Genomic DNA, 26,896 nt, shown 5'->3' on the forward strand with positions numbered 1-26,896 from the left:
TATTATTTTATATTTGTTTTTGGATCATACGAGACAAACATATTAATATATATATTTCTAGACCAGCGTAAAACAAATGGGAATGATAGAATTAATGTTGCAATTATAGCTATGAAAGCAATTTTCAGACTGGATCCGAAAATTACAAATGAAACAATAAAGGCCGCTATTCCAATACCAACATTCAAACCATAACTTACATACATTGCTCCATAAAAGAATGAAGGTTCAATTTGATATTTTAAACCACAATGACTGCAATTTTCATGCATTTTTAAAATTTTGTTGAAATGTAGTGGATTTTTATCCAAATACATACTCTCATTCTGACATTTAGGACAAGTTCCTGTTAAAATGCTATATAATTTGGATCCTTTTTTTAACATTTGCAAAAAATTTAATTTTTCCTTTTTAGAGTTACAAATTTACACATTCGAAAAGGAATAAAATAACAATACATGCTTAATATACATAATTTATCCGTTTCGTTTGGTGGTACTTATTTATTTGAAGAAGTTACCTTTCGATTGGGTGCTGGAGACCGAGTGGGTCTTGTTGGGAAAAACGGGGCCGGAAAATCCACCATGCTTAAAATGTTGGCTAAAGATTTTGCTCCTGATTCAGGTGTTATTTCTCAAGAGAAAGATCTTCGAATGGGGTTTTTGCGTCAGGATATTGATTTTGAACAAGGGAGAACAGTTCTTGAAGAAGCTTATGAAGCTTTTACGGAGATAAAAATAGTTGAGAAAAAGCTCGAAGAGATTAATCACTTGTTGGTTACCCGTACGGATTATGAAAGTGATGAATACAGCCAAATTATTGAAGACTTATCGGATTATACCCATCGTTTTGAATTATTGGGTGGCTATAATTATGTAGGTGATACGGAGAAAATTCTTCTTGGATTAGGTTTTAAAAGAGAAGTATTCGATAATCAAACGGAAACCTTTTCAGGTGGATGGAGAATGCGTATTGAATTAGCCAAATTATTATTACAGGCGAATGATGTTTTGTTGTTGGATGAGCCTACGAATCACTTGGATATAGAAAGTATTATTTGGTTAGAAAGTTTCCTTCGCAATTATCCAGGTGTTGTGGTGATTGTTTCACACGATAAAATGTTTTTGGATAATGTGACCAATAGAACCATCGAAATATCTCTTGGTAAGGCATATGATTTCAACAGACCGTATTCTCAATATTTAGAATTACGTCATGAAATTCGCGAAAAACAATTGGCAACGCAAAAAAATCAAGCCAAAAAAATTGAAGAAACTGAGAAATTAATCGAAAAATTCCGTGCGAAAGCTTCCAAAGCTTCTATGGCACAATCGATGATTAAAAAACTCGACAAAATAGAACGTATTGAAGTTGATGAAGATGATAATTCGGTGATGAATATTACTTTTCCAGTTTCAAAAGAACCGGGACGAGTAGTTATAGAAGCTGAAAATGTGACTAAAAGCTATGGTGATAAAACGATTTTAAAAGATATCAGCTTGTTAGTAGAACGAGGAAGCAAAATAGCATTCGTTGGACAAAACGGACAAGGAAAATCGACTTTCATAAAAGCTATTGTCGATGAGTTTGAATATAAGGGGAATATTAAATTAGGGCACAATGTTCAATTGGGGTATTTTGCTCAAAATCAAGCAGAATATCTTGATGGTGAAATTACTTTGCTGCAAACTATGGAAGATGCGGCAGCAGACACCAACAGAATGAAAGTACGCGATATGCTGGGGTCTTTCTTGTTTCGTGGTGATGATGTAGAGAAAAAGGTAAAAGTTCTTTCTGGAGGCGAAAGAAACCGTTTGGCGTTGTGTAAATTGTTGTTGCAACCCATCAATGTTTTATTAATGGATGAGCCTACAAATCACTTGGATATCAAATCAAAGAATGTTTTGAAAGCGGCGCTTCAAAAATTTGGCGGGACTTTATTACTAGTTTCTCACGATAGAGATTTCTTGCAGGGAATGTCAAATTTGGTTTACGAATTCAAAGATCAAAAGATTAAAGAATACTTAGGGGATATTAATTATTTCTTAGAACAACGTAATATGGAAAATATGCGTGAAGTAGAGAAAAAAGATGCCCAAAAAGCTGCAGCACCTAAAGAAAGTAACAAAGCTTCTTACGAAGATCAAAAGAAAGGTAAGGCATTACAAAATAAATTGAGTAAAGTGGAAAGTCAAATCAAGCAATTGGAAAAAGACATTCAAAACGACGACAAAATGCTAGCTTCTAACTATGATAAGCATATTGAAGATGCTAAATTTTTTATGGCTTACAATAAAAAGAAAGCCGAGTTGGATAAATTGCTTTTGGATTGGGAACTCGTTCAGGAAGAAATAGATAATTTATAAAAAAAAAGAGTTCCTTCAATAGGAACTCTTTTTTTATACAATAATTCCAATCATTTTTGAATGTGCAATGGCTTCACTACTATTTTTGAAATAACAAACGGATACTTTTAAGGTTTCTAAATTTTTTAAAACAGTTGTTACCTTATCTTTTTTAGAATTACCTGTTTGTCTAATATAAACAGCTTTCACGGTTACAGGGAAAATTTTGCATATTGCTTCGTATAAAAATGCATCGTGTTGTGAATCATCGCCAAGCAGGACATATTCTAAATTAGGATAGAATTCTAAAATGTGTTTTATTTTGTCAAACTTATGGTTGTGATTTCCTCCTCCGGTAAGAAAAAAATCTTTGATGCTCGTTTTAATATCTTTCAATAGTAAAACCGCTTTTGGCAGATGATGAAGTTCAGTAAACTTTATAATAAAACGGTACAAATTCCATTCGCTACTGGAAACATAGAAAAATGCATTGAATTCTTCTTTATTTTCTCTTCCTGCGGTGCTTAATGCTTGGTAGTGTGCGACAACGTCTTCGTAAATTTTTCTTTTATAAATGTTTTTAAATAATAAAACATATAATTTCTTCAAAGGATTTAACGTATACGATACTAAAAAAGTATCATCAATATCTGATATAATTCCTAAATTTCCTTTGTGAGGGCGAATGTAAGTGTCTTTAATTGTTATGGTTTCGTTTTGGTGAACAATGCTCACCTCATATTCAATCCAACCATAACGGGTAAATTGGTCTAATGGCACACAAAATTTAAAATAACCATCATTCAAAGTTTTGGTATGGATTTTCATTTTATTATGTTCTAGATAAACATCTGCATTTGCTTGTGTTTTAATTCTAAACATACCAATCACCGAAGTTGCGTTTTTGATGTTTTTTTTCTGAAAGTCATATTCTTTGACTGTTGTTGGTTTAAAAACATGTCCCATCACAATTAATTCTTGCTCATTAGCATAGCCCCGATATAATTTTAAAATAGGCTTCATTTATTTAGTACTTTTGAGTTGAATTATTCGTTTTTTGTTTATATCAATAAAAGTAGCTAAATTTTGAGAAAGAATATCATAATGGTTGTTAATCCTATTTCTGGAGATATAGATAAATCAGAATTTATTGTAGCTGCAGCACATTTAGCTGCGGCTGACAATCTAAATTTCGTACTTTATAATACTACAGGTGAAGATGATATTTTAAAGATAAAATCACTTTATTTAAGTTATAATCCGGAAAGAATTATTGTAGCTGGCGGGGATGGAACGATAAAGATGGTAGCTGAAGCGATGGAAAAAAATGATGTAATTATTGGAATTGTGCCTGCAGGTTCCGCTAACGGTTTAGCTATGGATTTAAATTTGCCGTCAACAATCGAGGAAAACTTAGACATTGCTTTCCATAATACGTATATGGAAATCGATATGATTTCTATCAATGGAAAAAAAAGTATACATTTAAGTGATTTGGGACTTAATGCTGAAATGATTAAAAACTATGAAAAGAGTTCTATTCGTGGTAAATGGGGTTATGTTTTACAAACTGTAAGTACATTAATAGATTTAAATGATCCTTTTACAGCGACAATCAAAGGTGATTTTGAAACTATTGAATGTACAGCGAGAATGATTGTGATTGCTAATTCTAAAAAGTATGGTACAGGAATTTCTATTAATCCTAATGGTGTTATGGATGATGGGAAATTTGAATTAGTTATTTTGAAAAACCTAGATTTAGTTGTTTTAGGAAAAATTATCACAGGTAATATGCCCTTAGATTCTGATGACGTAGAAATAATTTCTATAGATAGAGCTGAAATTACTACCAATGTGCCTGTTTGTTTTCAAATTGATGGAGAATATTGTGGAGAGGAAACAAAACTGAATATTGAAATCTTACCCAAGCAAATGAAAGTTGCAATTCCTTAATTTTGGAAATTATTTAAAAGGATTTCGTTCCTGCCAAATAGTTTCGGGCTCTAAATATTTAAATATTTTTGGCAAGTAATAATTAACGATAGAATTGTTATGCTCAATAAAACCATACATTTTTATAGGTTTTGCTCCTACAGAACTTTTAATTTCTAAAGCAGTTCTTGCAAAAACAATTTCCTTAAAACCTTTATTTATTGAATAAGCGATCATGTCATATAGCATATTTAAATACAACATTTTTTCGCGTTGAATGCTTTCGTCGTATCCCAGAAAATAAGTGTCCATCACTTCGCCATTTTTTATTAAAGTGTTGAAACCTATTAGTTTTTCATCGATGAAATAGCCATAAAAAAGGAATTTATCTTTTAAGATTTCTTTGAAAATTCTAAAATGATTTTTAGGCAGAAAAAAAGTATTGAAAGGAGCATTTTTAGCAACATGAATATACAAATCATAAATTGTATCTTCATATGCAATAATATCTTCAAGATGCATTTTTCTTTTCTCTATTAGAGCTGCTTTTTTTCGGGCTCTTTTGTACTGATCTCTATATTTTTTTGAAAGCGCATCTATGTAATCTTGTTCTGATTTCCAATTTTCACTTATTTTAAAAACCATATTGGGCTGGGTAGAAAACTGATAATCATTTTTAAATTCAGGAATGTCAAAGGTTTGAATTTCATCACTCGTGAAATCTTTAAACGAGGTAAGATGAATTTTTTTTCCTTTAGTTTTAAAGTTTTTTTTCAAATTAATGGAAGCCAATTTTAATGCTTGTAAAGCCTTCTTTTTATCAGCAGAATCAGAAAAATAAAAAGAATTTTGTCCAGATAGCATATTATTGCCAATGAGAAGAACATGAGAACTGAAATTTCGAAAAGCAAAATTTCGTATTGCTGTTTTAATACATTTGTCTCGTTCTCCAAAGGATTCCAATTTATTTAAATCTAGGAATTGAGAAACAGCAATACCAACTAAATTGCTATTGTCGAAAATTCCAATAAAATTGCAAATCATATTCTCAGGAGATGATTTTTCTAATACCTCCAGATATTTTTTTGATAAAAAAATGGTTGAAACAGCTAAATCATTCCATTTTTTTGGAAGTTGAGCAGTAGAATTATAAATTTTGAAAGAATAAGAAGTATTCAAGTTGAATTTTAATATTTTATCAAAAATAGTTAATAAAGTTAAAGTATTTCTTTTTGATTCGAAATTAACTAACTTTATGTAAATAAAAAATGAAATTATGAAAACCTATTCAGAAGAAACAATTCAACCTCAATTAAAAGAGCTAAAGGATTGGCAATTTATTAATAATGGATTAGAGAAAAAGTTTTCTTTTTTAAACTTCACACAAGCATTGGGTTTCATCGTTCAAGTAGGAGTGATGGCTGAGAAAAGGAATCATCATCCAGAATTTCATAATGTGTATAATAAAGTTTCGATTCGGTTAACAACTCATGATGCTGAAGGAGTTACCGATAAAGATGTTGATTTAGCAAATGCGATTGATCAGATACAATAAAAAATCTTATCTTTTTTTAAGAGACAAGATTTTTATTGTTTGTTTATTTTTAAACCCAAGCACAGATAATTCCTCCCATAATTATAAAGCATACAATCCAGAAGCCTCCGGCTATTAAAGTGTATTTAAAGCTTCTTCTTTCGAATAATGCATTTGTCCCAATAATAGGCAGCGCTAAAAATAAACCGGATAAAAATCCATGAAATGCGCCATGTTTGAATGTTCTAAATGCAGTTCCATAATCAGTCATAAATGCAGCGTAAGAAGGTAAAGCTTTTGTAGCATCACCACCAACCATGCTAAGAGCGCCCCATTGATGAATCGTCAAAAACTGAAGAATTATAGCAATAAGAAAAGCATAAAAAACTGCAAAACCAAAAATCGCTGCCATATTGCTGCCTTTCATGCTTTGTTCAGTTAAACCTGCCTCTTTCATCCAAATTGTACCAAAAATTTTTGGGTGGTACCAAACATACCCTACCAAAAGGGTAGATAAAGCTGCAACTAATAGCGCTAAAAAATTAATTTCCATAAAATAGTTTTTAAAGGTTAGTAAATCAAATTTAATGAATTATTATTTAATAGTAATTTAATTAAATTGTAAGATATAACCTTTAATAATGCGTTTAAAGATGTATTTCGTCGGTTTTATTTGTTATTTGACTGTATTGTATGTAGATTTAATTGTGTAAAAATTAAAAATCTCAAGTTATGAAAAATATAACTACTCTGTTTTTAACCATTTTATTTTCTTTTTCCATGTTTGCTAAAGTATCTCCTTCAGATAAAGAAGCGCTTCTTAAATTATACAAAGCAACAAATGGAAGTCAGTGGATTACAAAATGGGATTTGTCATTGCCTGTTGCAACTTGGTATGGCGTGAAGCTAGAAGGTGAGAAAGTAGTTTCTATAAACTTAGCCAATAATAATTTAGTTGGTGAAATACCGTCTGATATTGTTAATTTAGGTAGCCTTCAAGAGTTAGATTTGCATAAAAATCAAATATCTGGTACGATTCCTTCTTTAATTGGAAGCCTAAAAGATTTGAAAATATTAAATCTTTCGTTCAATAAATTGTCAGGAATAATTCCTTCCTCGGTATGTGAATTAAGTAATTTGAAGGACTTAGAGCTTTATATGAATGCACTTTCAGGAGAGATTCCTATGCAAATAGGAGCCTTAAAACAATTAGAAGTGTTGGCATTGTATAATAATGAAATAACAGGGCAAATTCCAAACTCACTTTACGATTTAAAAACAATGAAAATTTTACTTTTAAGCAGTAATAAGCTTACGGGAGAATTAAGTCGCGAGGTGGTGCATATGACATCTCTTGAAAATTTTAGTTTATTTGATAATAAAATGAATGGTCAAGTACCTTTAGAGTTAGAAAAACTGAATAATCTTAAAGAAATGAATATTTCTTATAATATGTTTAATGGTTCAGTGTCTAAGAGTTTAGCTTCTCTTGATACATTAAATATGACGATGATTAATGATAATGGCGCTACAGTTTTGTTAGATGTGACTACTGATAAAAATTCAGCTATAGTTTCAGAAGAGTAGTGTTTTGAATAAATTAGGAGGTGAAAAACTCTTTAAGAAAATGGATTTAGTTAGTTTAATTAGTTAGTTTTATAAATTTAGTTAGAAAAAACCTGTGAGCTTGTTGCTTCACAGGTTTTTTTTTGAAAATATAAAAAAACAAATTGAGTTCTAAGCAATAAAAAAAGCTTCAGATTTCTCTGAAGCTTTTCTAGTAGCGGGAACAGGACTCGAACCTGTGACCTTCGGGTTATGAGCCCGACGAGCTGCCTACTGCTCTATCCCGCGATGTGCGTTTGTATTTTCAATAAAATTCTTAGTAGCGGGAACAGGACTCGAACCTGTGACCTTCGGGTTATGAGCCCGACGAGCTGCCTACTGCTCTATCCCGCGTTGTTTCGGGTGCAAATGTACAACGAATTTCCGTATATCCAACAATTTTTTTTAAAAATGTTTTATTTCGTCTATTGACTTGATATGACTACCTTTGCATAATAAATTATAGTAGAAATGTCACATAAAGCAGGTTTTGTAAACATCATAGGAAATCCAAATGTTGGGAAATCAACATTAATGAATGCCTTTGTTGGAGAAAGATTATCAATTATTACTTCAAAAGCACAAACAACACGTCATAGAATTCTGGGAATTGTAAACGGAGAAGATTTTCAAATGATCTTATCAGATACGCCTGGAATCATAAAGCCGGCATATGAAATGCAGGAATCAATGATGAATTTTGTAAAATCGGCTTTTGAAGATGCTGATGTTCTGATTTATATGGTGGAAATTGGAGAACAAGAACTGAAAGACGAAGCGTTTTTTAATAAAATTATCCATGCCAAAATCCCTGTTTTATTATTATTGAATAAAATTGACAATTCAAATCAGGCGCAGCTAGAAGAACAGGTGGCTTTCTGGACCGCGAAAGTTCCTAATGCAGAAATTTTTCCAATTTCAGCATTGCAGAATTTTAATGTGCCAGAAGTTTTTGGAAGAATCATTTCGTTGTTGCCGGAATCTCCTGCATATTACCCGAAAGATCAATTGACAGATAAACCGGAGCGTTTCTTTGTAAATGAAACCATTCGTGAGAAAATTTTGTTGAATTACAGCAAAGAAATCCCATACGCCGTAGAAATTGTAACCGAAGAGTTTTTTGAAGATGAAAACATCATTAGAATCCGTTCTTTGATTATGGTAGAGCGTGAAACTCAAAAAGGAATTGTGATTGGTCATAAAGGTGCTGCTTTGAAAAAAGTAGGAATGGAAGCACGTGTCGATTTAGAGAAATTCTTTGGAAAACAAATCCATATTGAGTTGTACGTGAAAGTGAATAAAAACTGGAGAAGCAACGCGAATATGTTGAAGCGTTTTGGTTATAACCAATAAGAGTTGATTTTTTTATTCGATTACTTGTTTAATCGTTTGAAAATAAAAGCTGTTTAATCTCGAAATGCCCTAGCCCTGATAATAGCGGCATCCTTTTTCTGGCTTTTTTAGACAGAAAAAGATACAGCGGATAGCAGGAAAAAGCTCCTTAAAACTTTAAAGTTGAAAGCTTAAACAAAAAGCATACCTTTGCAAAATATTTGAAAATAGGATTATGAATAACATTGTTGCCATTGTAGGAAGGCCAAACGTAGGAAAATCGACGCTATTTAATCGATTAATCCAAAGAAGAGAAGCTATTGTAGATTCAGTTTCGGGAGTTACCCGTGACAGAAACTATGGAAAAAGCGAATGGAACGGAAAGGAATTTTCGGTAATTGATACTGGCGGATACGTGCGTGGGTCGGATGACGTTTTTGAAGGCGAAATACGTAAACAAGTAGAACTTGCTATTGATGAGGCGGATGTTATCATTTTTGTAGTAGATGTTGAAGAAGGAATTACACCAATGGATGATGTTGTTGCGCGTTTATTGCGTAAAGTGACTAAGCCGGTTTTATTGGCGGTAAACAAGGTTGATAATGCCATGCGCGAGAAAGATGCTCTTGAGTTTTACAACTTGGGTCTGGGTGAATATTATACGTTTGCTAGTATTTCAGGAAGTGGAACAGGAGATTTATTGGATGCTTTGATTGATGCTTTTCCTGTAAAACCAGAACCAGTTCAAGAAGAAGTCGTTTTGCCTCGTTTTGCGGTTGTTGGACGTCCAAATGCTGGGAAATCGAGTTTTATCAATGCACTAATTGGTAAAGAGCGTTTTATGGTTACGGATATCGCGGGGACAACCCGTGATGCTATTGATACTAAATTTGACCGTTTTGGTTTTGAATTTAACTTGGTTGATACTGCGGGAATCCGTCGTAAAGCGAAAGTTAAAGAAGATTTAGAGTTTTACTCGGTAATGCGTTCTGTTCGTGCGATTGAGCATGCCGATATTTGTATTTTGATTATTGATGCCACTCGTGGTTTTGAGGGACAGGATCAAAGTATTTTTTGGTTGGCAGAAAAGAATAGAAAAGGAGTTGTAATCCTTGTAAATAAATGGGATTTGGTTGAAAAAGAAACCATGTCAACCAGAGATTACGAAGAAAAAATTAAAAAAGAATTAATGCCGTTTACGGATGTGCCTATTCTTTTTGTTTCGGCATTAACAAAACAACGTTTGTTAAAAGCATTGGAAGCTACCGTAAAAGTTTACGAGAACAGACAACAGCGTATTGCAACTTCAAAATTCAACGAATTTATGTTGAAAGTGATTGAAGCCTACCCACCACCAGCAACAAAAGGGAAATATGTGAAAATTAAGTATTGTATGCAGTTGCCAACACAGACACCACAATTTGTGTTTTTTGCCAATATGCCACAATATGTAAAAGAACCTTATAAACGTTATCTGGAAAATAAAATTAGAGAAAACTGGGACTTTTCAGGAGTGCCAATAGATATTTATATCAGAGAGAAATAAGAAAAAAGCGATTGTGTTGAACAATCGCTTTTTTTTATAAACTTAAAACAGTTTAAGTAAAACTCCTAAAAGTGCTGCAATGGCTATAATATGTGGTTCTTGTATTTTTTTGATATAAATGAGAATCAAAACGGTACCTTCAGCTATCATTGCTGTCGGAATATCTACAATAGTCCGGAGAGCAATTACTATTACCGCTCCTACCAAAGCGCCAATAACTCCGGCAGTTATTCCTTCTACAAATGCTTTGATGCTTCTGTTTTGTGATATTTTTTTGAAATAGGGAGCGGGAATTACCGTAAATAAATAGCAAGGCAGAAAAACGCCCAAAGCGGCAATAGTTGCTCCAGTTGCTCCAGCAACTAAATACCCAATGAAACCGACTGTAATTACAACTGGTCCAGGAGTAATCATCGCTACTGCAACTGCATCAACAAATTGATGTTCGATTAACCATCCGTGTTCATTGACCACTCCAGCATGTAAAAAGGGAACAATTGCGAGTCCACTTCCAAAAACAAAGGCTCCCGCTTTGATGAAAAACCAGGCGAGATCCCCTAATTTTCCAAGTTCAATAGTCGAGAAGGCTGCGGTAGTGAGTAAAAACAGGGATGTGTTTTTTGGTTTTTTTATCCATTCTGGGGGTGCTTTTACAACCATATAGATCAAACCTAAAGCAATAAATAATAAGAGTTCTTCTTTTTGAGTTACAGCCGTTAAAATAGTAGCTGCAATATAAAACAGCCACAGCAACCAATTTTGTTTGAGTGCTGGGAATTCAAATTTACCGATGGATTTAATAGTGAGTTTATAAGAACTTAATACAATAATTCCAATTACAGCTGCACTAATTCCATAGAAAATAGCTTGCATCCAAGGCAATCCTCCATACGCTTGGTAGGCCATTCCTAATAAAACAACCATTATAAATGAAGGGAGAACAAAGGCCAATCCGGAAAGTGTTGCACCTAAAACCCCAAAGTGTACAAACCCAATATAAATTCCCAGTTGTGCTGCCAAAGGTCCTGGAGCTAATTGCGAAAGTGCTAATCCTTCCTTGAAATCGGAATCATTAATCCATTTTTTATTTTCTACCAAGTCACTATGCATGTAACCAACTAATGCCACTGGACCGCCAAAACCTGTTGTGCCCAGTTTGAGGAAATATTTTATTAAATCGATTAAAGTGTAATTAAGTTTTTCTATAATCATATCCGTTATTTTAAAAAAAGACAACTAAAAATGAACTAGGTAACTTAAAATAGGATAGATTTCCTTTTAACCTTGTTTTTTTATGTTACTTCTTTTTGTTAAGGTTTATTTTATGATAAAACGTAAACCGAATAATATCTCGGTCAAAATAATCAACACCACTTGCACGTTGTTGAAAACTGTTTAAATACCCCAATTCCAAAGCGATATTTTTGTTGACACCGTATTGAAAAGCGGCATAAATTCGGTTTTGATCAAAAGTGTTTTTAACAACATTTTTACCACCATTAATCATTAATTCATCGTAGACAATTGCTTTCAAATACTGGCTTTCTTTTTTCCAAAAGGAATATTCTCCTTGAAGACGGTATCTGAATCTCCAATAAAAAGTAGTTCCAGGAAGTAAGCCTATTTTATCTGCATTGTGAAAAAATCGCTCTTCTACTTGAAATCTTTGGTTCACTGTTACCTTGCCGTGTTCTTGTTTCCAAGTAATATCCTGTTGCCCTCTGTTTTCGGGTATTCTAAAATCATAGGTGGTTTCTGGAACTTGTGTTGCCACAGAGAAATAAGCGTATCCAGCACCTATTTCTATATCTTTATTAATTTTGTACCGTCCCTGAATTCGCATTTCATATAAATTTTCCTCTACAAGATTTATAAAAATGCGATTGTCAAATTCACTATGAATAGACCATTTGTTGTCTAGTGTCAATTGGTTGTAATACCGTGTCCAAAGCAAACTTTGATGATCTACATTTTTTTCAGTTTGGGCTTTACAGATTAAACAGACGAATAAAAGACTAAAGATATTGATGATTTTCATAGAGTTTGTTTCAATTTTCGGCAAATGTAAACAAACTCTATGAATTTAATAGGATTTATTTTTTGCTGCTAAACTAAAAAACCTTTTACATAATCTTTGGTCAGTTTTTCTTTCGGATTCAAAAGCACTTCTTCCGTTGGACCAAATTCAATAATTTCTCCCATATATACAAAACCAATATAATCCGAAACTCTTCGAGCTTGACGCAAAATATGAGTTACTAAAACGATCGTGTATTTGTCTTTTAGTTGCAAAAATAATTCCTCAATAGCTTGTGTAGAAATCGGGTCTAATGCCGAAGTTGGCTCATCTCCTAAAATAATTTCCGGTTCGATGGCAAGTCCTCTGGCCAAACACAATCTTTGTTGTTGTCCAATGGAAAGGCGAGTGGCAGGCGATTTCAACCTGTCTTTTACTTCATCCCAAAGATTCACACCACGAAGGTATTTTTCGACAATTTCGTCCAATTCTTTTTTGTTGTGGTTGCCGTGAATGCGTTGTCCATAGGCAATGTTGTCATAGATATTCATAGGCAACGGAAAAGGTCTTTGCGACAGCAAACCCATTTTTTTTCGAATGTGGGTTACTTCTACTTTTGGGTCGTAAATATTTTCTCCGTCCACTAAAACTTTTCCTTCCACACGCACATCATTTTGACGGTCGAGCAATCGGTTCATTGTTTTAAGAAGCGTGGTTTTTCCACAACCTGAAGGACCTATTAATGAAGTAACTTTTTTATCCGGGATGTCCAGATTGATGTTTTTTAGGATGTGATTTTCTCCAATATGGACGTTTAAATTTTGAATGCTGATATGTGGTTGAATGATCATATTTTATTTTTTGAAAGGTTTTTACTGGCTACTTTTGCCAAAATATTAATAACTAAAACGATAATGGTTAGAACGACTGCTGCGGCATAGGCTCTATTCTGAACCTCTTGAATAGGACTACTCAATTGGAAAAAGATGGATAAAGGTAATGTTGCAGCTGGTTGATCCAATGATGTTGGAATACTGTCAGTAAAACCTGCCGTGAAAAGTACACAAGCCGCATCACCAATGGCTCTCCCGAAAGACAATAATATCGCCGTAATAATTCCCGGAATAGATTGTCTTAAAATAACTTTTGCCGATTCATAACGAGTTCCTCCCATAGAGAAAACGGCGTTGCTCATATCTTCTGGAACGACGCGAACGACTTCGTCAATGGCTCGAACTAGGATTGGGATAATCATTAAAGTCACGGTAATGATTCCTGCCAACAATGAGGTTTTTAATCCCATATAAACCATAATGGCAAATCCAAAAGCGCCATAAACAATGGACGGAATTCCAAACAAGATGTCGTAACTCAATCGGGTAATGGTGGCCAAAGCAGCATTTTTTTTGGCATACACATTAATGTAAATCACTATGGGGAGACTTACAAAAAGCCCCAAAATTGTAGAACCTATCGTGATGTAAATTGATCCCACAATTGCATTCAAAATACCGCCGCCTTTTCCGATATAGAAACCGCCTTCAGGAATTTTGGAAACCATATCCCAATTCAATGAACCCAGTCCTTTTGAAAAAAGGGTGTACAATATCATAAACAAGGTACTGCTGATGATTACCGTGCTTAGTATCATCAAAACCTTGAATATATTTTCTTCTATTTTTCTCATTTTGATTGGAGTTAGTTGTTTCTTTTTTCGATTCGATATAAAATAATTCTCGACAGCGCATTGAATAAAAAGATGATGACAAACAGCAGTAACGCGGCAAACATCAATGCGGAATCATACATAGGTATGGACATCATTTCGCCGTAATTATTAGCGATAAGCGCCGGCAATGGATAAGCTGAATCAAAAATATTTTGTGGAACTTGTGCCAAATTTCCGCAGACCATCAAAACCGCGATGGTTTCTCCAAAGGCCCTGGAAATGGCTAGAACAACTGCCGCTACAATTCCATCTGTCGATTTTCGTAGAACTACTTTTTTGGTAGTTTGCCATTGTGTTGCTCCCAATGATAAGGAAGCATTTCGCAAGTCTTGTGGCACATTGACAAATACTTCAATCACGATACTGATGATGAGCGGAAAAATCATAATTGCCAAAACAATTCCTCCCGCCAATACAGAATAACCTGTTGAGAATTCCACAAAATGGGGTGCAATATGATCCTGTATCAATGGAATAATGACCAAAACACCCCAAACTCCATAAAGAACCGGTGGAATTCCTGAGAGCAATTCTATTAAAGGCAAAACCAATTTTCGGATGCGTATGTGAGCATATTCCGAAAGGTAAATCGCCGTCAGCATTGATAATGGTAAAGCAATAATAATGGCAATAGCCGTTACCCAAAGTGTTCCAACAATAAATGGATAAAACCCGAAAGCTTCCTTGAAAGGTTTCCATTCGGAGGAGAATAATAAATTATAAAGTGAAGTGCTGTTTAGAATGGGGATTGATTTGTAGAATAATCCCAACCCAATCAGTACTACCGTCGAAATGGACAAGATAGTGAGTGCCAGAAATGATTTGCTGACGAAGCTGTCTTTGAGTAGTCTTATGTTTTTCATTTATTTGCAGTAAACCACCCTTAAAAAGACTGTTTTTAAACCGCTTTCGGTTTTAGTATTTACTTAGGGTGGATGTTTTTATTTAGAGGAGTGTTATTATTTTACTTTCCCTAACTCTTTTTTTAATTTTTCACTTGAAAGTTTAATGTATCCCGCTTCCGAAACAAATTTTTGACCATCGGTTAGGATGTATTTTATAAAGGCTTTTACGGCAGGATTTTTCGGTTTTCCAGTAGTTACAAAATACAAATTTCTAGCTGGAGGAGATGGATATTTTCCAGCAACGATGGCTGCAATCAATTTGTCGATATCGCCATAGAAATTTTCATTAGCATCCAATTTTCCATTATTGTTCAAGTCAATAGGCACGGGAACAATTCCATTGGTAGCTTTGTTGCTTTTTGCATCATAGATGTAAACAATGTTGTTGAAACCAATTCCACTTGGATCTCTTTTAACAGCTTGTGCCAATCCTGGATCTCCAAATACGGCAACTCCTTGTAAGTCTTCTTGTTTTTTGCCAAAATAACTAGCCCAAGTTTCGGCAGCTCCAGCAGCATCTGATCTGGTGTAAACGTGAATTGGTGCGCTACTTTTTAAACCTAAAGTATTCCAAGTTTTATATTTACCCGTGATGAAGATGTTGTTGAAGGCTTCTTTTTTTACGCCTCTTTTATACAATTCAGCTAAAAAAGGACTTGATGCACTTATGGTTGGAATTACGGCATCTTTAGTTACAGCGATAGCAAAAGCTCCTTTTTTGAATTCGGCAGGATTTAGCTCACGAGATACCAATCCAATATCGGTTACTTTAGATAATACATCGGTAATTCCTTTTCCTGCACCACCAGCTTGAATGTCTATTTTAACTTTTGGATGCGTTTTCTTGAATTCTTCGGCCCATTTTACAGTAATAGGGTATAAAGCAAAAGCTCCCGAAATACTGATGTTTCCTGATACATCTTGTGCCGAAACTTTGTTTGGGCTAATGTTTGCCAGTAGTAGCACAATTAAGGATAATAATACTTTTTTGTGTGTTTTCATTTTGTTCGTTTTTATTTAATTTGTGATGATTTATTTAATAGTTAAAAGTTAGCTCGATATAACACCGAGCTAACTTTTTTATTTTATAATAATTTATAGTGAGTAGCGAAGTGTAACTCCGTAAGTTCTTTGATCTCCTAAAACACCCGCATAATGTCCTGAATTTCCACCAGCTGGTAGTAATTGCTCAAAATAATCTTTGTTCAAAAGGTTACGTCCCCATATGTGAGCAGATAAACCATCTGCAACACGGAAACCTAAACGTGCGTTAAAAATAACGTAACCAGGAACGACTAAGTATTTTGAAGCAGAAGGGCTTGAAGAGAATTCAGAACGGGCATAACCATCAAGAGCGATGAAGAATTTTCCTAAGTTTCCGAAAAATTTAGCATTTTTAGTATATTCACCTCCAAGGCTTCCTGCCCATTTTGACACACCTGGCAAGTCAGTTCCAGATACATCTTTAAAAGATACCGCAGAGCCTGTTTCTTCTAATGGAAGTGGTGCATTGGTAAATTTAACATATTTTCCGTCTGAATAAGTTGCAGCTGCATTGAAAGAAAAATGTTGATTAACTACAATGCTTGCATCTAGTTCAGCACCTTTTACACGTACTTTGTCAGCATTAGCAAGATAGCCACGGTTTACACCTAATTCAGCCGCTTGAACATTGGTTTGGAAATCTTTAATTTCTGTGTTAAAGAAAGTAAGATTCAAAATAGAATTTTTGAAAGGAGAAGTTTTTACTCCAAATTCATAATGATTTACATCTTCTGGCTTAACTGTAGCAAGATCAGCTAAAGTTTGACCTGCTGCTGGAGTAGGAAGTCCCGCTACATTCACGCCAATTGGTTTGTAACTTTTTGCAAAAGTAGCATAAGCATTGATTTTATCAGTCGCTTTATAGGATACTGTTATATTTCCAGAAAAATCAGTGTTATCATTATTTGAGGAGAAATTTTGATCAGTATAAACTAGTTTTTTCAAAGCAAGTAATGCAGGGTCGGTTGTTTGAAGACCTCCGTAAGTTTTACGGTCGTAATCAGCATCTTTCTTGTCATAATTGTATCGTAAACCTGGTAATACGTGTAGTTTTTCTGTTATTGCCCAATCCAATTGACCGAAAACTGCCGCACTCGTTGAATGTATTTTAGCATTGGTTTTTATTCCGTAACCTTCAAAAAGTCCTGGAGTTTTCCATAATGCACTAGTGGTACTTTGAGAAAAACGCCATTGCGCATTTCCTGATTCCTCTGTTCCTTTTGTTTTTGATGTTTGGTCTATAAAAAACACACCCACTACACCACTGATTTTAGAAGTAAGTTGACCAGCATAACGTACCTCTTGAGTAATTTGTGTTTGTCTTGATGGATTTTGTGATTTGGCAAGTACTTGCAAACCTGTAAAGTCTCTGTCGTTAGATGGATCCCAAGTCCAAAAACGCCAAGCTGTTGTTGAGGTTAGAGTTCCTCGTCCAATTTTTGAGTCGACATTAAGAGATGCTCCACCTAAATCTTGTCCAGAACGCCAAGGTGTATCGTGGTCAATTTTTCTATCAAATGCATTTAAACTAGGAAGCTGGTAATTCAAATCGGCAATGATGGCATTAAATTGGCGATAAGCGGCTCTTTTAGTAGGAGCAACACCTGCAACTACTTGCGCATATCCGTCATTGTGTTGCGTTGTAATATCTGCAGCCAATGTAATAGTAGTATTTTCAGACGGTGTATAAAGCAATTGTCCTCTAATTCCTTGATTGTTTAGGGTATTGGTTGATTTTCCTGTTGTAACATTTTCTATTAAACCATCACGTTGTGTACCTGAAAAGGAAAGTCTACCAGCAATTTTTTTACCCAAAGCCCCTGTAATTGAGGACTTAGCTTGTAGGTAGCCATAATTTCCATAACTCACTTCGAAATTGGCTCCTGAAGTAAAACTTGGTTTGCGAGTAGTGATGTTGAAAGCACCTGAAGTCGTGTTTTTTCCAAATAAGGATCCTTGTGGACCACGCAATACCTCAATTCGTTCTACATCAAGAAAATCTAGAGTTGTTGCTGCTGGACGTGCAAAATATACCCCATCAACATAGAAACCAACTCCTGGATCGATACCGTCATTAGTAAGTCCATAAGGAGAACCTAAACCACGAATGTTAATCCCTGTATTTCTAGGATTTGAGGAGTACAATTGTACCGAGGGTATTACTTCTTTGATGCGATTAACATTGAAAGCACCTGCTTGTTCGGCTTGTTTTCCTGTTACTACTGATACAGCAATTGGAATATCTTGTGCTTTTTCTATTCTGCGTCTTGATGTAACAACTACCTCAAATAACACTTTTTCCTCTCCAGTAGAAATAGTTATTTGTAATGGTTTTACATTAGTAGGCAGTTCGGTTATTTTAAGTTCTTTTGTATTATAACCAGCGTATTGTACAATAATTGTAAATGGTAGTGCTTTAGCTTGAATGGAGAACTTACCATTAATATCTGAAGTTGTATTATTGGTAGTTCCTTTTACAATTATATTAACACCTTCTATGGGTGAATTATCATCATTTTTAACTTCTCCCTCTAAAAGATTTTGACCATAAGAAGTTGAAAAAATTAAAATTAAAAGTAAAGTCGATATTGTTTTTGTGTAAATTGTTTTCATTTATTATATAAATTATATGTAAGTGGTAGAGTTTTAATTAAATTTTTTTTTCTAACACATGCACATTATAATAATCGTATGAGATTTAATAGTTATTGGATTTAATTTTTTTTGATCATTAATAAATAAATTAATGCTGTCAGAGTAATTTTTCATTTGTTTAACTTTTAGAGTTATAATTCTTGGCAAATATATAATTAATTCTATAAAAGTAGTAGAGTTTAAAAAATATTTTTTTATTTTTTTACCAATGAAGAAATAGTAATGCCTTGCATTGCCTTCAGAGTCTCATCTCTAATGACCATTAATCCGTGTCGTAACAGGCATTCAGACTCACTTGTGCAATCGGCGCAAGGCTCGTAAAAATTTAATGAAGCACATGGAAGTAAAGCAATTGCACCATCAAATAATCGGTGAATGTCAGCTAAAGTGATATCGTTTTTGGATTTCAAAAGATAATAACCTCCAAATTTTCCTTGTTTGCTCCCTACAAAATGGCCGCGTTTTAAATCCAATAAGATCTGTTCCAAAAACTTCTTTGGAATGTTAGCTGCCTCAGCAATTTCAATAGTTCTTGAAATGTGATTTTCGTCTTGTTGCGCTAAATATAAGAGGGCTTTTAGTGCATATTTGGCTTTATGTGAAAGCATTTTTTAATATATTTTAAATTGTAAACTTTTAAATTAAATATGTATCAACTCTTAAAAAAAATGAAAGTAAAACAAACATAAACTATTTTAGTTTATAATTTTAAAAGTACTGCTGATTTTTGAATGTTGATTGTAATCTTGAACGTATTTATGTCAAACAGTAACGAAACGAATGGTTTAAATCACCAATCGCCACCAGATCCTCCCCCAGAGAAACCTCCACCACCAAATCCACCACCGAAACCGCCTCCACCAAATCCGCCTCCAGATGATCCGCCACCAAAGCCTCCACCACCACTGTTTCGGCCAAGACTACTAAGAATTAGGACATCAAGTAAACTTGGTCCGCCACCTCTGTTACCAGAATTTCCGCCACCACCTTTATTTCTTGAAATTAATATAAGAATAATAATGATGATAACTATAAACGGCATAATTGGAAAACCTTTTTCTTGCCCCTTAATTTGTTTGCGTTCGCCCTTGTATTTTCCTTTAAAAACATCAATTATTGCATCAGTGCCTTTGTCAAGTCCTTTGTAATAGCTTCCTGCCTTAAATTCTGGAATAATAATATTTCGGGTAATTTCTCCTCCAATTCCAGCAGTTAATCGGTCTTCAAGTCCATAACCTGGAGAAATCCATATTTTTCTTTCTGCTTTAGCTAATAGAATAAGGACACCATTATCATCTTTTGCAGTCCCTCCAATACCCCATTGATGCCCCCATTTTGGAGTAAGAATACCTATGTCTTCGCCTTTAAGGCTTTCAATGGTAATAATTACAATTTGTGTAGTTGTAGAATCAGAATATTTAATAAGTTTTTCTTCTAATTGTGCTTTTTCAGTTGCGCTTAAAACATTCGCATAATCATAAACTGAAGTCTGAAAACTAGGTTTTTCAGGAATAGTAAATTGAGCAAAACTAATTTGTGTAAATAAAAAACAAACTAATAGCTTTAGGAAAATTGAGTTAATCTTTTTTTGTAATAGCATTATCCTTTAGATATTTCGTTTGATAATTCATTGGTGTCGTCAGCTGACCAAGGGAAATGTTTTTTCAATTGTTCCCCAGTCATTAAAATTCCATCAATTAGTCCTTGTTTGAAATTTCCATTTTTAAAATGGTTTTTCATCACTTCTTTTGTGGTATCCCAAAAATTATCGGCTACAAGATCATTGATTCCTTTATCTCCACAAATCACAAATTTTTTATCGGAAACAGCCAGATAAATTAAAACGCCATTTTGAAGTTGGGTTTCGTTCATTTTCAATTCATGAAAAACTTCCAAAGCCCTGTCAAAAGGAACTTCGGAAGTTGTTTTTTCTATATGAACTCTAATTTCGCCAGAAGTGTTTTTTTCGGCCACACGAATAGCTTCAACAATGGCTTGTTCTTCTTCTTGGGTTAAAAAATCTTCTACTTTTGACATTGAAATATTTTTGAGTTAAGATTTGTGATTTTTGACTTTAGAATAAATACTTCTAAAATCCCAAATCGTTAATTCTAATTTTGAATTAATTGTTTTAGAATTTTACTTCTGGAGCTTTATCTGAACCTACTGTTGCTTCAAAATAAGGTTTTTCTTTAAGTCCATACATACCGGCCAAGATATTTCTTGGGAAAGTATTGATATTGTTGTTATATGGCTTAACAGCCTCGTTAAAACGGGTTCTAGCGGTCAAAATTTGGTTTTCAGTACTAGCTAGTTCATCCTGTAATTTCATAAAACTGGCATCAGCTTTTAGATTTGGATATTGTTCAACGCTTACTAATAATTTAGATAAAGAAGAAGATACACCAGATTGAGCCGAATTAAATGCAGCTAATTGTTCTGGAGTTACTTTGGTTGGGTCAATAGTTATAGCAGTTGCTTTAGCTCTTGCTTCGATGACAGCTGTTAAAGTACTTTTTTCATGTTCAGCATACCCTTTTACAGTGCTAACTATATTTGGTATAAGATCATTTCTTCTTTGGTAGGCTGTATTAACATTTCCCCAACTTTCTTTTACGTCTTGTTCAAGTGTCACTGCATTATTATAAATTCCAGAAGACCAGCTATAAATTCCAATAAGTATTACTGCTCCAATAATCCAAGGTAAAAATTTTTTAAAATCCATGTTTCTATTTAATTTAAAGTTTGTTGTTGTTTGATTGTTTTATAATTGATTTTTAATATTCGTTAATTGTGTTCGTATGGTTTCCAGCTTTCGAATAATTTCAAATTTATCCAAGGTTTTCTTTTGGCCTTCTTTCAAATGTGTTTTGGCACCTTCCAATGTAAAACCTCTTTCTTTCACTAAATGGAAGATTAGTTGTAAATTAGTCACGTCTTCGGGAGTAAACATTCTGTTACCTTTGGCGTTCTTCTTCGGTTTCAGAATATCAAATTCATTATCCCAAAAACGAATTAGTGAAGCATTCACATCAAATGCCTTGGCTACTTCGCCAATGCTGTAATATCTTTTATCTTTAGAAAGCTCAATATGCATACTATTTTTTATTTGACTTTTTAATTCTGCTACTATGTATTTGTAGATTTTTCCCCTTCTATGCCAGATTACGCTATTACAAGTATTAATCTAATGATTGATTTTCTTGGTTAGCCAATTTTGAAATGGCAACATACTCAATCGCTGATATATTTCCATAATAAAAATTCAATGGATTCACCACTTTGCCGTCTTTGTGTACTTCATAATGCAAGTGTGGTCCCTCGGATCTTCCTGTACTTCCTACATATCCTATTATGTCGCCGCGTTTCACTCTTTGCCCGGCTCTGCAATTGTATTTGCTTAAATGGCCATACAGCGTTTCGTATCCATAACCATGCCTAATTACTACATGATTTCCAAAACCAGAAACCGTATTATCTGCCTTTGATACCACTCCATCTCCCGTAGCATAAATGGGAGTCCCTGTTTTTGCTGAGAAATCCATTCCCTCATGCATTTTTCTAGCTTTCGTAAAAGGATCCGTTCGATATCCAAAACCTGATGCCAATCGTTTTAAATTCTCATTTCTTACTGGCTGAATGGCAGGAATAGCTGCCAATAATTTATTTTTTGCTTTAGCTAAGCCTAAAATTACATCCAGTGATTTTGACTGAATCGACAATTCTTTAGTAAGCACATCAACTCTTTTTGTCGTGTTGATTACCAGTTGGGAATTGTTATAGCCCTCTAATGTTTTATAGCGATTGATGTCACTAAAACCTGATTTTCGTACCGAGTCAGGAATCGCCGTCGTGTTAAAATAAACCCTGTATAAATTATTATCTCTATCTTCAATATCTACAATCACATCATCAACCTGATCCATTTTCTTATTTAAAATAGAAAAATTTAATTTCAAATTATCAATTTCACGCGCTTGCAAACGGTCTTTTGGTGTTTCAAAATAAGGTGTATTCAATAAAACAATAAAACATAAAAATCCAAACAAGGCCGATGCTACTAAAAATAAGGCTACAACACCAAATTTCTTTCTTTTTCTTACTTTTATTTTTCGGTATGCTAGATTTTCGGAATCGTAATAATATTTTACTTTCGCCATATTTTAAAATACCCTATTTTTGCACCTTTGTAAAAGGTTAGTCGAACAAATTTAATAAATGTTTCATTTGTTCAACCCTTTTTTAAGGAATAAATATAATAATGTGCCTATTCCAGCTATTCGTTGCAAGTTCTCGTCTTGAAATCTTTTTTTCTGTTGAGCCAGCAGGAGCTTCCTCCGGTCGCTCTGCCATCTCAAGAAAAAATAAATTTCAAAACAGCGAAGCTTTTCACTTCTATCTGGGGCAAAACAAATTGAAAGATTTAATGATTTTAAGATTGAAAAATTCAATTCTAAATAATCTTTAAATTTTTGAATCTTAAATATTTAAATTAGAAAAATGACATCACAAGACGTACGTAAACAATTTCTGGATTTTTTTGCATCAAAAGGACACTTAATCGTTCCATCAGCACCCATAGTTCTAAAAGATGACCCAACCCTGATGTTCAACAACTCAGGAATGGCACAATTCAAAGAATATTTCCTTGGGAACGCCACGCCAAAAAGCAATAGAATTGCCGATACGCAAAAATGTCTTCGTGTTTCAGGAAAACACAATGACTTAGAAGATGTAGGCTTTGATACCTACCACCATACCATGTTTGAAATGTTGGGAAACTGGTCTTTTGGAGATTATTTCAAAAAAGAAGCCATCAACTGGGCTTGGGAACTTTTGACAGAAGTCTATAAAATCCCAAAAGAAAACTTATACGTTTCTGTTTTTGAAGGAAATGAAGAAGAAAACGTACCATTCGACCAAGAAGCTTGGGATATTTGGAAAGAATTGATTGACGAAGACCGAATCATTCTTGGAAATAAAAAAGACAATTTCTGGGAAATGGGTGATCAGGGACCTTGTGGGCCGTGTTCAGAAATTCATGTGGATTTACGTTCTGAAGAAGAAAAATTACAAGTTTCAGGAAAAAGCTTAGTAAACAATGACCATCCGCAAGTAGTGGAAATCTGGAATAATGTGTTTATGGAATTCAACCGTAAAGCCGATGGTTCTCTAGAGAAACTACCAGCAAAACACGTTGATACCGGAATGGGATTTGAGCGTTTGTGCATGGCATTACAAGGAAAAACGTCTAATTATGATACGGATGTTTTCACGCCACTTATTGAAAAAGTAGAGCAAATTACAGGATTAAAATACACACCAAATGATGTCACTCTGAGCGGAGTCGAAGAGAGCGAAGAACAGAATAAAACCAACATCGCTATTCGTGTCGTGGTGGATCACGTTCGTGCCGTAGCTTTTGCTATTGCTGACGGGCAGTTGCCGTCAAACACTGGTGCAGGTTACGTAATTCGTAGAATTTTACGTCGTGCAATTCGTTACGGGTTTACCTTCTTGAATACTAAGGAACCGTTTATCAATCAATTGGTAGCTGTTTTAGCAAATCAAATGGGGGAGTTTTTCCCGGAAATCAAATCGCAACAACAATTGGTTACCAATGTAATTCGTGAGGAAGAAGCTTCTTTCTTGAGAACATTAGACCAAGGATTACAGTTGCTGGAAAATGTAGTTACCGAAACGAAAGGAGCAACTGTTTCAGGTGTTAAAGCATTTGAATTATACGATACTTTCGGGTTTCCAATTGATTTAACCGCATTAATCCTGAGAGAAAAAGGATTTGAATTAGACGAGGCTGGTTTTAACGCTGCGATGCAAGAACAAAAAAATCGTTCCCGTGCCGCATCAGAAGTTTCTACCGAAGATTGGTCTGTATTGATTCCTGGAAACGTAGAAACATTTGTGGGTTACGATCAAACTGAAAGTGATGTGAAAATTACTCGTATCCGTAAAGTCGACAGTAAAAAAGATGGGATTTTATACCAAATCGTTTTAGATAACACACCTTTCTACCCAGAAGGTGGAGGACAAGTAGGTGACAAAGGGATATTGGTTTCTGCAAATGAAACCATCGAAATCATCGATACCAAAAAAGAAAATAACCTAATTTTACATTTTGCCAAAAGATTACCAGAGAATGTAAATGCTGGTTTTGTGGCTAAAGTAAATCAGGATTTGAGAAGTTTATCTTCCAGAAATCACTCGGCTACACACTTAATGCACCAAGCGTTGAGAAGTATTTTAGGGACACACGTAGAACAAAAAGGTTCCTTGGTAAACCCAAATTATTTGCGTTTTGACTTTTCTCATTTTGCTAAAATGACGGAGTCTGAATTACAACAAGTGGAAGATTTTGTAAACGCAAGAATTCAGGAGCAATTGCCACTTATCGAAAGAAGAAATATTCCAATTCAGCAAGCTTTAGAAGAAGGCGCAATGGCACTTTTTGGAGAGAAATATGGAGATAATGTGCGTGCTATAAAATTTGGCGAAAGCATGGAATTATGTGGTGGAATCCATGTAAAAAACACGGCTGAAATCTGGCATTTCAAAATCGTTTCTGAAGGAGCGGTTGCTGCGGGAATTCGTCGTATTGAAGCCATTACCAGTGATGCGGTAAAAGCGCATTTTGCTTCGTATGAGAACACATTAAATGAAGTGAAATCAGCCTTGAAAAATCCTCAGGATATTTTGAAAGCCGTTTATTCGATGCAAGAAGAAAATGCCAAATTAGCCAAACAAATTGAAGCTTTGGTAAAAGATAAAGTAAAAAACTTGAAAGCGAGTTTAACAGTTGAAATACAGGAAATAAACGGCGTTCAATTCTTGGCAAAACAAGTAGATTTGAATCCGGAAGGAGCAAAAGATTTGGCTTACGAATTAGGAAATTTAGGGAATAACTTATTTTTGGTTTTGGCTACAGCCGACGAAGAAAAACCAATGTTAACCTGTTATGTTTCTAAAGAATTAGTCGCAGAAAAAAATCTAAATGCAGGACAAGTGGTTCGTGAATTGGGTAAGTTTATCCAAGGTGGCGGTGGTGGACAACCGTTTTTTGCGACAGCAGGAGGAAAGAATGTAGCTGGAATTCAACAAGCTTTAGAAAAAGCAGTTGATTTTGTAAAATAAAAATATTTTATTTTTTATGATAAAAACCCTTTTAGGACTTAGGTTCTAAAAGGGTTTATTTTTTGTTCAATACCTGTTTTTATAGTATTTACATGGCGTTGCAATTAGATTTAAAAAAATAGTAGTTCAACCGAAATATAAGGATTGTAACGATGATTATTGTGGCTTTTATTTTATTTTTCTAGGTTTGGTTGATATAGTACCAAGAGATTTTAAGATGGATGCGATTTATTTACTATAATGAAAAAAATAAATTATATATTTTGGTTATTATCGATTTTTTTGTTCACACTTTATTCGTGTTCAAATGATCAGGACAATAGTATAAAATTGTTAAAAAAGATTGTTTCTACTTCAACCGATGGCACTTCAGTAACAACTTTGTTTACCTATAATGGGAATGAAATAGTAAGTATTGATGGCGTTCAGAAACATACAGACTTTACGTATGCGGATGGTTTGATTTCGAAAATTGTAATATTAAATAAAATAAATCAAGTTCTCGAAACTATAGAATATACTTATGTTGCAGGCAAATTGGTGCGTGCAAAGTCTTTAAATAATTATGTGATAAATTACATTCATAATTCAGATAAAACGGTTTCGTATGAAAAATTTGAGATTGGCTCCGGAAATCAGGAAGTAAAAGAATATCATGGAGTATTGTATTTTGAAAACGAAAATTTTATCAAAGATGAAAGAATATTAGACAACATGGAGGCGGGTGTTTTGTCAAAATACAGTATTAGTTTTCAGTATGATTCGAAACATAATCCGTTGTATAATATTTCGGGATACAAAAAGCTGTTAGATTATAACGAAGGAATCTCATCTAATAATAGTCTTATAAGTACTGTGATTACAAGTGTTTCTAAAGATGACCAAATACTATCTTCCGCTAAATTTTATAAAAATGCCTTTACATACGATTTAGACAACTATCCCGTAAAACAGGTTTCAGAGAATGGAAATACAGGTTTTTTGACAACAATATACTTCTATTAAGAAAATATTTATTTTATAGAAACCCTTTCAGAACCATAAATTCTGAAAGGGTTTTTTAATACTAATGAAAAAAGAACTAAACCCCATTTAATTCG

25 protein-coding genes and 2 tRNA genes are annotated in these 26,896 nt (G+C 34.1%); 8 read left to right on the forward strand and 19 right to left on the reverse strand.

The window, feature by feature from the left end; all coding sequences use genetic code 11:
* Positions 1 to 2: 2 nt before the first annotated feature.
* A complete protein-coding gene (locus tag T410_RS07825; RefSeq protein ID WP_035670261.1) occupies positions 3 to 386 on the reverse strand; it encodes a DUF983 domain-containing protein in 384 nt (127 codons plus the stop codon).
* A gap of 72 nt (positions 387 to 458) precedes the next feature.
* Here T410_RS07825 and T410_RS07830 point away from each other — a divergent pair, with 72 nt between their 5' ends.
* Positions 459 to 2,366, forward strand: coding sequence for an ATP-binding cassette domain-containing protein (locus tag T410_RS07830; RefSeq protein ID WP_035670264.1), 1,908 nt, complete (start codon positions 459 to 461; stop codon positions 2,364 to 2,366).
* Positions 2,367 to 2,399: 33 nt separating this feature from the next.
* On the opposite strand, the gene T410_RS07835 is transcribed toward T410_RS07830, so the two are convergent.
* Entirely contained in the window at positions 2,400 to 3,368 is a 969-nt protein-coding gene (locus tag T410_RS07835) for an App1 family protein (RefSeq protein ID WP_035670266.1), read from the reverse strand.
* Between the two features lie 63 nt (positions 3,369 to 3,431).
* Between T410_RS07835 and T410_RS07840 the strand changes: the two genes are divergently transcribed.
* Entirely contained in the window at positions 3,432 to 4,301 is an 870-nt protein-coding gene (locus T410_RS07840; protein WP_035670268.1) for a diacylglycerol kinase family protein, read from the forward strand.
* A gap of 9 nt (positions 4,302 to 4,310) precedes the next feature.
* Here T410_RS07840 and T410_RS07845 read toward each other — a convergent pair whose 3' ends face one another.
* Positions 4,311 to 5,459 (reverse strand): GNAT family N-acetyltransferase, encoded by a 1,149-nt coding sequence (locus T410_RS07845; protein ID WP_035670270.1) that lies wholly within the window; start codon positions 5,457 to 5,459, stop codon positions 4,311 to 4,313.
* A gap of 97 nt (positions 5,460 to 5,556) precedes the next feature.
* Here T410_RS07845 and T410_RS07850 point away from each other — a divergent pair, with 97 nt between their 5' ends.
* Positions 5,557 to 5,835: a 4a-hydroxytetrahydrobiopterin dehydratase gene (locus T410_RS07850; RefSeq protein ID WP_035670273.1), complete on the forward strand. Its 279-nt coding sequence runs from the start codon at positions 5,557 to 5,559 to the stop codon at positions 5,833 to 5,835.
* Positions 5,836 to 5,884: 49 nt separating this feature from the next.
* Here T410_RS07850 and T410_RS07855 read toward each other — a convergent pair whose 3' ends face one another.
* Positions 5,885 to 6,367, reverse strand: coding sequence for a DUF1761 domain-containing protein (locus T410_RS07855; protein ID WP_035670276.1), 483 nt, complete (start codon positions 6,365 to 6,367; stop codon positions 5,885 to 5,887).
* Positions 6,368 to 6,546: 179 nt separating this feature from the next.
* On the opposite strand from T410_RS07855, the gene T410_RS07860 reads away from it, so the two are divergent.
* Positions 6,547 to 7,401 (forward strand): leucine-rich repeat domain-containing protein, encoded by an 855-nt coding sequence (locus T410_RS07860; protein WP_035670279.1) that lies wholly within the window; start codon positions 6,547 to 6,549, stop codon positions 7,399 to 7,401.
* A 194-nt stretch (positions 7,402 to 7,595) separates the two neighbouring features.
* On the opposite strand, the gene T410_RS07865 is transcribed toward T410_RS07860, so the two are convergent.
* Together T410_RS07865 and T410_RS07870 are read right to left on the reverse strand one after the other, a co-directional pair.
* Positions 7,596 to 7,668: transfer RNA gene (locus T410_RS07865), tRNA-Met, on the reverse strand.
* Between the two features lie 32 nt (positions 7,669 to 7,700).
* Positions 7,701 to 7,773 (reverse strand) — tRNA-Met (locus tag T410_RS07870).
* Between the two features lie 117 nt (positions 7,774 to 7,890).
* On the opposite strand from T410_RS07870, the gene era reads away from it, so the two are divergent.
* Both era and der read left to right on the forward strand, forming a co-directional pair.
* Positions 7,891 to 8,772 carry a GTPase Era gene (gene era, locus T410_RS07875; RefSeq protein WP_035670282.1) on the forward strand — a complete coding sequence of 294 codons (882 nt, stop codon included), beginning with the start codon at positions 7,891 to 7,893 and terminating at the stop codon, positions 8,770 to 8,772.
* Positions 8,773 to 8,986: 214 nt separating this feature from the next.
* Positions 8,987 to 10,297: a ribosome biogenesis GTPase Der gene (der, locus tag T410_RS07880; protein WP_035670284.1), complete on the forward strand. Its 1,311-nt coding sequence runs from the start codon at positions 8,987 to 8,989 to the stop codon at positions 10,295 to 10,297.
* Positions 10,298 to 10,339: 42 nt separating this feature from the next.
* On the opposite strand, the gene T410_RS07885 is transcribed toward der, so the two are convergent.
* The 13 genes from T410_RS07885 to T410_RS07945 all read right to left on the reverse strand — a co-directional run bounded on the left by T410_RS07885 (position 10,340) and on the right by T410_RS07945 (position 22,807).
* Positions 10,340 to 11,509 carry a chromate transporter gene (locus T410_RS07885; protein ID WP_035670287.1) on the reverse strand — a complete coding sequence of 390 codons (1,170 nt, stop codon included), beginning with the start codon at positions 11,507 to 11,509 and terminating at the stop codon, positions 10,340 to 10,342.
* Positions 11,510 to 11,594: 85 nt separating this feature from the next.
* The gene (locus T410_RS07890; protein ID WP_035670290.1) at positions 11,595 to 12,335 is read right to left on the reverse strand and encodes a DUF2490 domain-containing protein; all 741 of its coding nucleotides are present in this window, start codon (positions 12,333 to 12,335) and stop codon (positions 11,595 to 11,597) included.
* 68 nt (positions 12,336 to 12,403) lie between these two features.
* Positions 12,404 to 13,165 (reverse strand): phosphate ABC transporter ATP-binding protein PstB, encoded by a 762-nt coding sequence (gene pstB, locus T410_RS07895; RefSeq protein ID WP_035670293.1) that lies wholly within the window; start codon positions 13,163 to 13,165, stop codon positions 12,404 to 12,406.
* Positions 13,162 to 14,001 (reverse strand): phosphate ABC transporter permease PstA, encoded by an 840-nt coding sequence (gene pstA, locus T410_RS07900; protein ID WP_035670295.1) that lies wholly within the window; start codon positions 13,999 to 14,001, stop codon positions 13,162 to 13,164. The genes pstB and pstA overlap by 4 nt, the downstream gene beginning before the upstream one ends.
* An 11-nt stretch (positions 14,002 to 14,012) precedes the next feature.
* Entirely contained in the window at positions 14,013 to 14,906 is an 894-nt protein-coding gene (gene pstC / locus T410_RS07905; protein WP_035670297.1) for a phosphate ABC transporter permease subunit PstC, read from the reverse strand.
* A gap of 96 nt (positions 14,907 to 15,002) precedes the next feature.
* Positions 15,003 to 15,950: a PstS family phosphate ABC transporter substrate-binding protein gene (locus T410_RS07910; protein WP_035670298.1), complete on the reverse strand. Its 948-nt coding sequence runs from the start codon at positions 15,948 to 15,950 to the stop codon at positions 15,003 to 15,005.
* A gap of 93 nt (positions 15,951 to 16,043) precedes the next feature.
* Entirely contained in the window at positions 16,044 to 18,605 is a 2,562-nt protein-coding gene (locus T410_RS07915) for a TonB-dependent receptor (RefSeq protein WP_035670300.1), read from the reverse strand.
* A gap of 236 nt (positions 18,606 to 18,841) precedes the next feature.
* Positions 18,842 to 19,255 (reverse strand): Rrf2 family transcriptional regulator, encoded by a 414-nt coding sequence (locus tag T410_RS07920; protein ID WP_035670302.1) that lies wholly within the window; start codon positions 19,253 to 19,255, stop codon positions 18,842 to 18,844.
* A 182-nt stretch (positions 19,256 to 19,437) separates the two neighbouring features.
* Positions 19,438 to 20,247 (reverse strand): YgcG family protein, encoded by an 810-nt coding sequence (locus T410_RS07925; protein WP_035670304.1) that lies wholly within the window; start codon positions 20,245 to 20,247, stop codon positions 19,438 to 19,440.
* A complete protein-coding gene (locus tag T410_RS07930) occupies positions 20,247 to 20,684 on the reverse strand; it encodes a TPM domain-containing protein (RefSeq protein ID WP_035670306.1) in 438 nt (145 codons plus the stop codon). The genes T410_RS07925 and T410_RS07930 overlap by 1 nt, the downstream gene beginning before the upstream one ends.
* Before the next feature lie 94 nt (positions 20,685 to 20,778).
* A complete protein-coding gene (locus tag T410_RS07935) occupies positions 20,779 to 21,372 on the reverse strand; it encodes a LemA family protein (RefSeq protein WP_035670308.1) in 594 nt (197 codons plus the stop codon).
* 39 nt (positions 21,373 to 21,411) lie between these two features.
* Entirely contained in the window at positions 21,412 to 21,744 is a 333-nt protein-coding gene (locus tag T410_RS07940; protein WP_035670311.1) for a MerR family transcriptional regulator, read from the reverse strand.
* An 85-nt stretch (positions 21,745 to 21,829) separates the two neighbouring features.
* Positions 21,830 to 22,807: a M23 family metallopeptidase gene (locus T410_RS07945; RefSeq protein ID WP_035670313.1), complete on the reverse strand. Its 978-nt coding sequence runs from the start codon at positions 22,805 to 22,807 to the stop codon at positions 21,830 to 21,832.
* A gap of 340 nt (positions 22,808 to 23,147) precedes the next feature.
* Between T410_RS07945 and alaS the strand changes: the two genes are divergently transcribed.
* Both alaS and T410_RS07960 read left to right on the forward strand, forming a co-directional pair.
* Positions 23,148 to 25,796: an alanine--tRNA ligase gene (alaS, locus tag T410_RS07955; protein WP_035670317.1), complete on the forward strand. Its 2,649-nt coding sequence runs from the start codon at positions 23,148 to 23,150 to the stop codon at positions 25,794 to 25,796.
* A 330-nt stretch (positions 25,797 to 26,126) separates the two neighbouring features.
* A complete protein-coding gene (locus tag T410_RS07960; RefSeq protein WP_238567357.1) occupies positions 26,127 to 26,801 on the forward strand; it encodes a hypothetical protein in 675 nt (224 codons plus the stop codon).
* Positions 26,802 to 26,896 lie beyond the last annotated feature (95 nt).

It is taken from the genome of Flavobacterium sp. 83 (assembly GCF_000744835.1).
In the GTDB taxonomy this organism is placed as follows: Bacteria; Bacteroidota; Bacteroidia; order Flavobacteriales; family Flavobacteriaceae; genus Flavobacterium.

Coding starts and splice junctions, on each gene's coding strand:
- T410_RS07940 (WP_035670311.1), bottom strand. CDS start 21,744: ATGCATATTGAGCTTTCTAAAGATAAAAGATATTACAGCATTGGCGAA.
- T410_RS07885 (WP_035670287.1), bottom strand. CDS start 11,509: ATGATTATAGAAAAACTTAATTACACTTTAATCGATTTAATAAAATAT.
- der (WP_035670284.1), top strand. CDS start 8,987: ATGAATAACATTGTTGCCATTGTAGGAAGGCCAAACGTAGGAAAATCG.
- T410_RS07860 (WP_035670279.1), top strand. CDS start 6,547: ATGAAAAATATAACTACTCTGTTTTTAACCATTTTATTTTCTTTTTCC.
- T410_RS07835 (WP_035670266.1), bottom strand. CDS start 3,368: ATGAAGCCTATTTTAAAATTATATCGGGGCTATGCTAATGAGCAAGAA.
- T410_RS07910 (WP_035670298.1), bottom strand. CDS start 15,950: ATGAAAACACACAAAAAAGTATTATTATCCTTAATTGTGCTACTACTG.
- T410_RS07920 (WP_035670302.1), bottom strand. CDS start 19,255: ATGCTTTCACATAAAGCCAAATATGCACTAAAAGCCCTCTTATATTTA.
- T410_RS07925 (WP_035670304.1), bottom strand. CDS start 20,247: ATGCTATTACAAAAAAAGATTAACTCAATTTTCCTAAAGCTATTAGTT.
- T410_RS07830 (WP_035670264.1), top strand. CDS start 459: ATGCTTAATATACATAATTTATCCGTTTCGTTTGGTGGTACTTATTTA.
- alaS (WP_035670317.1), top strand. CDS start 23,148: ATGACATCACAAGACGTACGTAAACAATTTCTGGATTTTTTTGCATCA.
- T410_RS07930 (WP_035670306.1), bottom strand. CDS start 20,684: ATGTCAAAAGTAGAAGATTTTTTAACCCAAGAAGAAGAACAAGCCATT.
- T410_RS07890 (WP_035670290.1), bottom strand. CDS start 12,335: ATGAAAATCATCAATATCTTTAGTCTTTTATTCGTCTGTTTAATCTGT.
- T410_RS07825 (WP_035670261.1), bottom strand. CDS start 386: ATGTTAAAAAAAGGATCCAAATTATATAGCATTTTAACAGGAACTTGT.
- T410_RS07945 (WP_035670313.1), bottom strand. CDS start 22,807: ATGGCGAAAGTAAAATATTATTACGATTCCGAAAATCTAGCATACCGA.
- T410_RS07915 (WP_035670300.1), bottom strand. CDS start 18,605: ATGAAAACAATTTACACAAAAACAATATCGACTTTACTTTTAATTTTA.
- T410_RS07935 (WP_035670308.1), bottom strand. CDS start 21,372: ATGGATTTTAAAAAATTTTTACCTTGGATTATTGGAGCAGTAATACTT.
- era (WP_035670282.1), top strand. CDS start 7,891: ATGTCACATAAAGCAGGTTTTGTAAACATCATAGGAAATCCAAATGTT.
- T410_RS07850 (WP_035670273.1), top strand. CDS start 5,557: ATGAAAACCTATTCAGAAGAAACAATTCAACCTCAATTAAAAGAGCTA.
- pstC (WP_035670297.1), bottom strand. CDS start 14,906: ATGAAAAACATAAGACTACTCAAAGACAGCTTCGTCAGCAAATCATTT.
- pstB (WP_035670293.1), bottom strand. CDS start 13,165: ATGATCATTCAACCACATATCAGCATTCAAAATTTAAACGTCCATATT.
- pstA (WP_035670295.1), bottom strand. CDS start 14,001: ATGAGAAAAATAGAAGAAAATATATTCAAGGTTTTGATGATACTAAGC.
- T410_RS07855 (WP_035670276.1), bottom strand. CDS start 6,367: ATGGAAATTAATTTTTTAGCGCTATTAGTTGCAGCTTTATCTACCCTT.